Below are 7,466 nucleotides of genomic sequence, written 5' to 3' on the forward strand. Positions count from 1 at the left end.
AGCTGCCGAGCTGCCGAGCTGCCGAGCTGCCGAGCTGCCGAGCTGCCGAGGATGATGCCGGTGGATCGGGCCGACCGTCCCCCGGAGCGGCCGCCTGGATCTGCCGGGAGCGGCCCCTCGTGCAACGCGTCCCGTGGACACCGGTGTTCGAGGCCGGTGCAGTGACGTCCGGCACTCGGGGGAATGGCGCGGTGACGCCCCGGCAGGGGCGTGCGGGTGGGAGAGTGGGCCCCCATGAGCGATCTTGTGGCGGCGGGTCAGGCACCGGATCCGGACACCGGTGCCGGTGAGCCGGGCCCGGACCGCAACGGCCCGGAGCGGAAGGCGTCGGAGCAAGGGGCACCGGAGCAGGAGACGCCCGGGCAGAAGACGCCGGAGCAGAAGACGCCGGAGCAGAAGACGCCGGAGCAGAAGGGCTCCGCCCGGAAGGGCTCGGGCCTGCGGTGGCCGGTGCTCGTCGTCCTGGTGCTGCTTCTCGGGCAGATGGCCGTGGCGATGGTGACCGCCGCCGCGCGGCAGACGCCGACGATCGACGAACCCGTGTACGTGGGTACGGCCGCCGTCTACCTGGAGGAGCACAGCCTGCGGTTCAACCCCGAGCATCCGCCGCTCGGGAAGCTGGTGATCGCCACCGGCGTGGCGCTCGCCGGTCCGCACCTGGAGCCGGGATTCGACGGTGACCAGGGCGAGTTGGGGCGGAGCCTGCTGTACGAGTCGGGCAACGACCCGTGGCGGGTCATGTTCTGGGCCCGGCTTCCGGTGATCGTCCTGACGCTGCTGTTCGGGCTCGTCGTCTTCGCCTTCGCCCGTGAACTGGCCGGAACCGCGGCCGGGTCGGTGGCGCTCGCGCTCTACTGCCTCTCCCCCGACGTGATCGCGCACGGCTCACTGGCCACGCTCGACGCGCCGGCCGCGGGGTTCGTGCTGACCTCCGCGTGGCTGCTGTGGCGGGCCCGTCGGCGTCCCCGGCCGCATCTGCCGCTCGCCGGTGCGGCACTGGGGGCGGCACTGGCCACCAAGATGAGTGTGCTGCCCGCACTGCCCCTGCTGGCGCTGACGGCCGCCGTGTCGGTGTGGTGCGCGGCCGAGGGCGACCGGCGGCGCAGGCTGGCGCGGGCCGCCTGGGGCGCCGCGGCCTTCACGCTGATCGCGGTCGCCGTCGTCTGGACGGCGTATCTGCTCGTCGATCCCCGGTTGCGCTGGAGCGGGCAGCAGGTGCCCGTCGTACGGGGGCTGCGCGGGCTGTCGGTGGACCTGCTGCCGTTCCCCGAGCCGTACCGGGACGGCATGCGCGTCCAGTTCGGCCTCGAGGAGCGGCCGTGGGAGGGCTTCCTCTTCGGGCGGGTGTACGCGGGCTCGCTCTGGTACTACCTGCCGGCCGCGCTGCTGGTGAAGACGCCGCTGGGCATGCTGGTGCTCTGGGCGGCGGGCGCCGTCACGGTCATGGCGGTACGGCGGCTGCGGCCGGCGGCACCGTACCTGCTGCCGGTTCCGGCGGTTCTGCTGGCCGCCGCCATGTACGGATCCCGGAACTTCGGCACCCGGTACACCCTTTTCCTGCCGATGTTCCTGGCGGTGGCGGCGGGCTGTGTGCTGCTGGTGCGCCGGCGGTGGGCGCCGGTGGTGACCGCGCTGCTGGTGGCCTTCGTCGCGGTGAGCTCGCTGCGGACGTTCCCCTACTACCTGCCGTACTCCAACGAGGCGTTCGGCGGCCCGTCGAAGACCCGGCTGCGGCTGCACGACGCGAACGTGGACTGGGGCCAGGATCTCGGCCGGCTCGCCGACCGGCTGCGCGAGCGGTACCCGGGAGAGCGGATCTGGCTCGTGTACAAGGGCGGCGGCGTGCCCTCGTCCTACGGCATCGACGCGGCCGATCCGCGCGGGGTGCCGCCCGGGAAGGTGCGCGGGGTACTGGTGGTGTCGGACTCCGCGGCGGCCAAGGCGACGGGCCGGCTGGCCGAGTTGATCGAGAGCAGCCGGCCGGTCGACGACGTCGGGCACTCGATCACGGTGTACCGGCGGTGAGGACGAGGGCCGTCAGCTCCGGCCCGGCGCCGCCGCCCGCTGGAATCCGTCCGCGCTCACGTGCGGCATCACACTGCTCGCCACGCGGTAGCGGCCGTTGGGCACCTCGGCGGACCGGCGGACGTGAACGGCGAGCGGGCCCGCCCACTCGTAGCCGTGCCGCGCGGCGTGCCTGGCCAGCCGGTCGGTGAGCAGCTGCCCCACGCGGCCGCCCCCGCGCGTCAGTTCCTCGTGCACCGGGCCGGCCAGTTCCACGTCGTAGGCGTTGGGCACCAGTACCCGGCCCGCCCGGCACACCACGGCGTTGCTGTCGCACTCGTGCCGCAGGGCGTCGACGAGTTCGACCGGGTCCCGGCCGAACATCCGCGCCCACAGGGCCTGCCACCGGTTCTCCAGTGTCTTCTCCAGCGCGCTCAGGGCGCTCATGGTCTCACCTGCCGAAGCATCGTCACGTCGAGGGCGGGGTGGGCGGGGAGTGCCGTCCGGACCGGGCCGCGGCCGGTGGGTGACGTCCCGTCAGGACGCGGTGACCGCTGCGTGACCCGCACGGCACGCCTACCGCTCGTCGTAGTCGCCGGGCCGGATCTCGGCCTCCTCCAGCGCCTCGCGCATCGTGCGGCCGGTGCCGCCCCGCGCCCGCGTCCCGGTGTCCTCGCCCTGCTCGATCGTGTCGTCGGTGTCCCGGGTCTTCGGCCGGTTCTCCTCGGGGACGGTCATGTCCGCTGACTCCTCGTATGTCCTGGGGTTCGCCTGTTCCGCTGTGTCGCCGGGTTCCCCGCGAAGGCGTGGATATCCCCCCGGGAGGGCGGCCGGTGTGCCCGGGCGAGCAGCCTGTTCCTCACGGTGCGTGGGCTATGTTGAACCCTCGTGGGAGACGAAGGAGGCGCACCGGTGCCATCGCCGCAGCAGGCACGCGCACAGGCGTCCGCGATCACCTCGGGGAAGGCGGGCCAGGAGTCGGAGCTGTCTCCGACGGCCCAGCTCCGCGCGCTGTTCGACCGGCCCCGGCTCTCCCCCGGCCAGCGGCGCATCGCCCAGTACCTGATCGAGCACATCGCCGAGGCGGCGTTCCTGTCGATCACGGATCTCGCGGACCGGGTGGGAGTGAGCCAGCCCTCGGTGACCCGGTTCGCCTCGGCGGTCGGCTTCAGTGGTTATCCCGCGCTGCGCGAGAAACTCCAGTCGATCACTCTCGGCGCCCGGGCCGGCGGCCCCGCCGAGGAGGCCGGGGGGAACGAGCTTCAGGCGGCGGTCGACGCGGAGATCGAGAACCTGGAGAACCTGCGGCGGGACCTCGCCGACGCGGACCGCGTCATCGAGGTGGGCCGCCGGCTGTCCGCGTCCACGCCGCTCACCGTGCTCGGTCTGCGCATCTCCGTCTCCCTGGCCGAGTACTTCGCCTACGCCGCCCGGCGTATCCATCCGGACGTACGGCTGGTGACGCGGGGCGGCAGCGTCGCCTACGACGCGCTGCTGCAGTCGCGGGAGGCGGGTGGCACCTGGGTGCTCGCCTTCTCCATGCCGCGGCACGCCCAGGAGACCCTGACAGCGGTGCGGGTCGCCCGCAGCGCCGGGCTGAAGGTCGCGCTGATCACCGATCTGGCGCTGGGTCCCGTCGTGGACGAGGCCGATGTCACCTTCGCCACCGGGACCGGTTCGCGGCTGGTGTTCGACTCCTACGCCGCTCCGGGCGTGATGTGCGCGGCGCTGCTCCAGGCCATGACGGACGCGGACCCCGAGCGGACGCAGGCGCGGCTCGACGAGTACGAGCACGTCGCCGACGAGCACCAGTTCTTCCTCAGGGACTGAGCACCGACCGCACGTGCGCTGTCGCCATGGCCGGCTCGAAGCACGCATGAATGTTTTCATACGTCTTGCAAATCAGATGGCATATATAAATACTGCTCACGGATCGCACCCCCAGTGGCTCGGGACCGCGCTCCAGCACTTCCGTCCCCGACCCGCTCCGCCCGGAAAGCCCACGGTCCGCCCATGCGCAGCACGCACCGCCCGCCGCGAGCGGTACCCATCGCGACCGGGCGCCCGCACGAACACCCGAAGCGGCCGGCTCCTACCCGCTCCGGCGGCCAGGGTGTTCGGCCGGGCATCCCCTGCCCGGCCACTCGTGGCGGCCCCGGTCATCCCCTAGACCGGGGCCGCCCCACCCCGTCGTCCCCGCAGGCGACACCGCACACCCGGAAGCGATGATCATGTCCCTGACGTCCACCGCCCTCAGTCCCGACTGGCCCTGCCAGGTCAAGACCCCCGGCAGCTACGACTGGGAACGCTCGGCGGCGAAGTGGCTGCGCGAGCTGGTGCCTGCGCGCTACGCGAGCTACCCGGCGTTCATCCGGCATCCCGTCCTGCTCGGCCGGCATGCCCAGATCCAGGTCGAGCACGAGATGCGGGTGGCCCGCACCGCCCTGCAGACCGCCCGGGCCGATCTGCCCAGGGCGGGACTGCGCGAAGGGGTCATCGAGCACACCATCAAGCTCTACGCGGCCGAGGTCCTGCAGCTCCAGCACATCGCCCGCAGCGTCCGCGCGGTCACCCAGGCCCTGGCCGACACGGGCCGCTGACCGCCCGCCCCCGGAGCCGGCCCGGTGGCCGGGATCGGCGGCCGGGATCGGCGGCTACCGGCCGGTCAACGAACCGGGAGCGGTGTGCAATGCTCTTCGCGTGAAGAGCGAGCCTGTCGTCCCGGCGGGGTCCGGGGCCGCGCCGGACCTGGTGGAACTGGCCAGAATCGTCGCCCAGCAGCGAGCCGAGCTGGACCGGCTCCGCGAGCAGGCCGCGACCTCGTGTGTCGTGGAACGCGCCAAAGGCGTCGTGATCGCGCTGACCGGATGCTCCGCGGACGCCGCCGGGGAGACCCTGCTCCAGCGTGCCAAGGCCGCCCGCCGCTCCCTGCTCGAGGAATGCTGGATCACCCTGGGCGAGCTGGCGCCCGTCCGGCCCGCCGGCGCCCCGTCCCCGGCGCGGTCCGGCGACGGCCGGGACACCACGCCCGCCGGCCTCCCCGAGACCGACCCGCCCGCGGCCCCGTCCCCTCCCGACGACGTCGCCGACGCGCTGAGCCGCCTCGGCCGGGCCCTCACGCAGATCGACACCTACCCGGACCTGGCCCGCTGTCTGCTGGACCACCTCGGGCCGGACCTGGCGGCGGACTCGGTCATGATCTACGCCCGCCGGACCGGCGGCGGCCTCGAACTGATCGGGCACGCGGGGATCGACGAACGGCTGGCCGCCCGGTGGCGGCAGGTGCCCCCCTTCAGCGGGGTCGCCGTACTGGAGGCCATGGACGCCGGTGAAGCCCGCTGGCTGGAGAACTTCGCGGTGGACAGCGCGCGCTACCTGCTGATCGGCGAACCGCCCGAACGGTGGCGGTCCCGGGCCTGGCTCCCGCTGTCCGCCGGGGACGGCACCGAGGTGTGCGTCGGCGTGCTCCGCGGTCCCTCCCGCGCCGTCACGGAGCGCGACCGCGTCCACCTGCGGGGCGCGGTCCGGCTGTGCGCCGGACGGCTGCGGATGTTCGCCGTCCTGCCGGAACCGGCGGCCGGCGCACCCCCGGGCGCCGTGCGGGCACTGTTCGCGGCACTGCCGGTCGCGGCGATGCTGCTGACCCCGCTGCGCGGCCCCTCCGGTGACACCGAGGACTTCCGGATCGATGCCGCGACGGCGCAGGCCGCGGACCTTTTGGGCGGGAGCGGCGGCACCGTGGCCGGGCGGCGGCTGCTGGAGGTCTGGCCCGGTCTGACGGACGCGCCGGTATGGCGGGGCTGTCTGGACACCCTGGCCGGGGCCACGTACGAGAGCGAGCCGTTCGCCCACGAGGAGACGGTGGACGGCGTCGCGGAGCTCCGCACCTACTCCGTACGCGTGACCCGGCTGGAGGACGCGCTGGTCGTCACGTGGGTCCGGCACGACTCCTCCGACCGGCAGGAACAGCGGCTCGCCGAACTGCAGCGGCTGGGCGACCTCGGCTGGACCAACTGGAACCTGACCACGGGCGAGGCCACCTGGTCGACGCAGGTCTTCGCGATCCTCGGCCGGGATCCGGCGGACGGTCCGGTCCCGCTCCCGGACCTGCCCGGACTCGCGCTCTCCGACGACCGGGCGGCACTGGACCGGGCCATCGGTGCCCTGGTCGGCGAGGGACAGCCGTTCGACGTCCCGTTCCGGGTCCGCGGGGCCCGCGGCGTCCGGCACCTGCGTCTCGCCGTCGAGGTGGTGGCCGACGGGCACGGCACGCCCGTCGAGGCGCACGGCATCGTCCAGGACCTGACCGCGCGGCGGCGGGCCGAGCTCGCCCTGGTGGAGAGCGAGCGGGCGATCGTCACCCAGCACGACGTGCTGCAGTCCGAGCGGGCCCTGGTCGCCCGGCTGCAGAACGCTCTGCTGCCGCTGCCCGAGCGGGCGGTGCTTCTCTCCGGGCTGCGCGTCGAGGTGGCCTACCTCCCCGCCCAGGCGGGCATCCACGTCGGCGGTGACTGGTTCAGCGCCATCGAGCTGCCCGACGGCGACGCCCTGTTCGTCGTCGGCGACGTCGCCGGGCACGGGGTCGGTGCCGTCGCGACCATGGCGCAGCTGCGCTTCACCGCGAAGGGCATGGTCATCACCGGCTCCTCGCTGACCGGCGCGCTCACCCGGCTCAACACGCTGCTGCTGCACTCCCGCGACACCCACGGCACCGCGACCATGGTCCTGGCCCGCTACCGGCCCCGGGACCGGCGGCTGGTCTGGGCCCAGGCGGGTCACACCCCGCCCCTGCTGGTGCGCGACGGCGAGGTCACCTACCTGCGCCGGCCCCCCGGAATGCTGCTCGGCGCGGCCACCGCACCCCGGTTCGAGGAGGCCGAGTGCCGGCTCGAACCGGGCGACCGCGTGCTGCTGTACACGGACGGTCTGGTGGAGCGGCCCCCGGAGATCATCGACGCGGGCCTCGACCGCCTCGCCCGGGCCGTCACGGCCCGTCCGGGCGACGGTGCCGGGTCCGGGTCCGGGTCCGGGTCCGGGTCCGGGTCCGGGTCCGGGTCCGGGTCACTGGGAACGCTGCTGGAGACCATGTTGGAGGACGACCGCCGCGACGACGTCTGCGTCCTGGACATCCGGCTGCCGCGGGAGCGGTAGCCCGGTCAGATCCCCGCGTCACCCGTGCGGGACTCCAGCGCCAGGCGGGTGTCGTCGCCGTAGACGCCGGCCTCGTCGCCCTGGATGCCGTACCAGAGCTGGAAACGGGCGACGGCGGCCGAGAGGGTGGTGTCGTAGCGGCCGTCGGTGGAGCCGGCCCGGTAGACGTCCGGGATGCGCAGCAGCCGCTCCTGGAGTTCGGTCACCTCGGGACCCGCATCACCCTCGCGGAGAAATCCCTCCTCCCCGCGAGGAGGCGGTGCCGGTGGTGCGCGGTGGACGAGGGAGGGCCGCTGCCCCGGCGGCAGCGG

At 73.8% G+C, this 7,466-nt stretch carries 7 protein-coding genes; 4 read left to right on the forward strand and 3 right to left on the reverse strand.

What is annotated here, in order from left to right; genetic code table 11:
- The first annotated feature begins 483 nt into the window (after positions 1 to 483).
- Positions 484 to 2,025: a glycosyltransferase family 39 protein gene (locus tag B9S61_RS29045; RefSeq protein WP_181007593.1), complete on the forward strand. Its 1,542-nt coding sequence runs from the start codon at positions 484 to 486 to the stop codon at positions 2,023 to 2,025.
- Between the two features lie 12 nt (positions 2,026 to 2,037).
- On the opposite strand, the gene B9S61_RS29050 is transcribed toward B9S61_RS29045, so the two are convergent.
- Together B9S61_RS29050 and B9S61_RS41145 are read right to left on the reverse strand one after the other, a co-directional pair.
- Positions 2,038 to 2,451, reverse strand: a complete 414-nt coding sequence (locus B9S61_RS29050; RefSeq protein WP_103544901.1) for a DUF3662 domain-containing protein — start codon at positions 2,449 to 2,451, stop codon at positions 2,038 to 2,040.
- Between the two features lie 129 nt (positions 2,452 to 2,580).
- Positions 2,581 to 2,742 (reverse strand): hypothetical protein, encoded by a 162-nt coding sequence (locus B9S61_RS41145; RefSeq protein ID WP_181007589.1) that lies wholly within the window; start codon positions 2,740 to 2,742, stop codon positions 2,581 to 2,583.
- Between the two features lie 174 nt (positions 2,743 to 2,916).
- Between B9S61_RS41145 and B9S61_RS29055 the strand changes: the two genes are divergently transcribed.
- The 3 genes from B9S61_RS29055 (at position 2,917) to B9S61_RS29065 (ending at position 7,155) form a co-directional block, all read left to right on the forward strand.
- Complete coding sequence (locus B9S61_RS29055; protein WP_181007590.1) at positions 2,917 to 3,834, forward strand: MurR/RpiR family transcriptional regulator; 918 nt, start codon at positions 2,917 to 2,919, stop codon at positions 3,832 to 3,834.
- A gap of 395 nt (positions 3,835 to 4,229) precedes the next feature.
- On the forward strand, positions 4,230 to 4,604 hold the full coding sequence (locus B9S61_RS29060; protein ID WP_181007591.1) for a hypothetical protein: 375 nt from the start codon (positions 4,230 to 4,232) through the stop codon (positions 4,602 to 4,604).
- Between the two features lie 100 nt (positions 4,605 to 4,704).
- Positions 4,705 to 7,155, forward strand: coding sequence for a SpoIIE family protein phosphatase (locus B9S61_RS29065; RefSeq protein WP_181007592.1), 2,451 nt, complete (start codon positions 4,705 to 4,707; stop codon positions 7,153 to 7,155).
- Positions 7,156 to 7,160: 5 nt separating this feature from the next.
- Here B9S61_RS29065 and B9S61_RS29070 read toward each other — a convergent pair.
- Positions 7,161 to 7,466 (reverse strand): peptidoglycan-binding protein (locus B9S61_RS29070; RefSeq protein ID WP_103544906.1); only part of this gene is annotated, 306 nt, incomplete at its 5' end.

Source organism: Streptomyces sp. SM1 (genome assembly GCF_002910825.1).
In the GTDB taxonomy this organism is placed as follows: Bacteria; Actinomycetota; Actinomycetes; order Streptomycetales; family Streptomycetaceae; genus Streptomyces; species Streptomyces okerensis.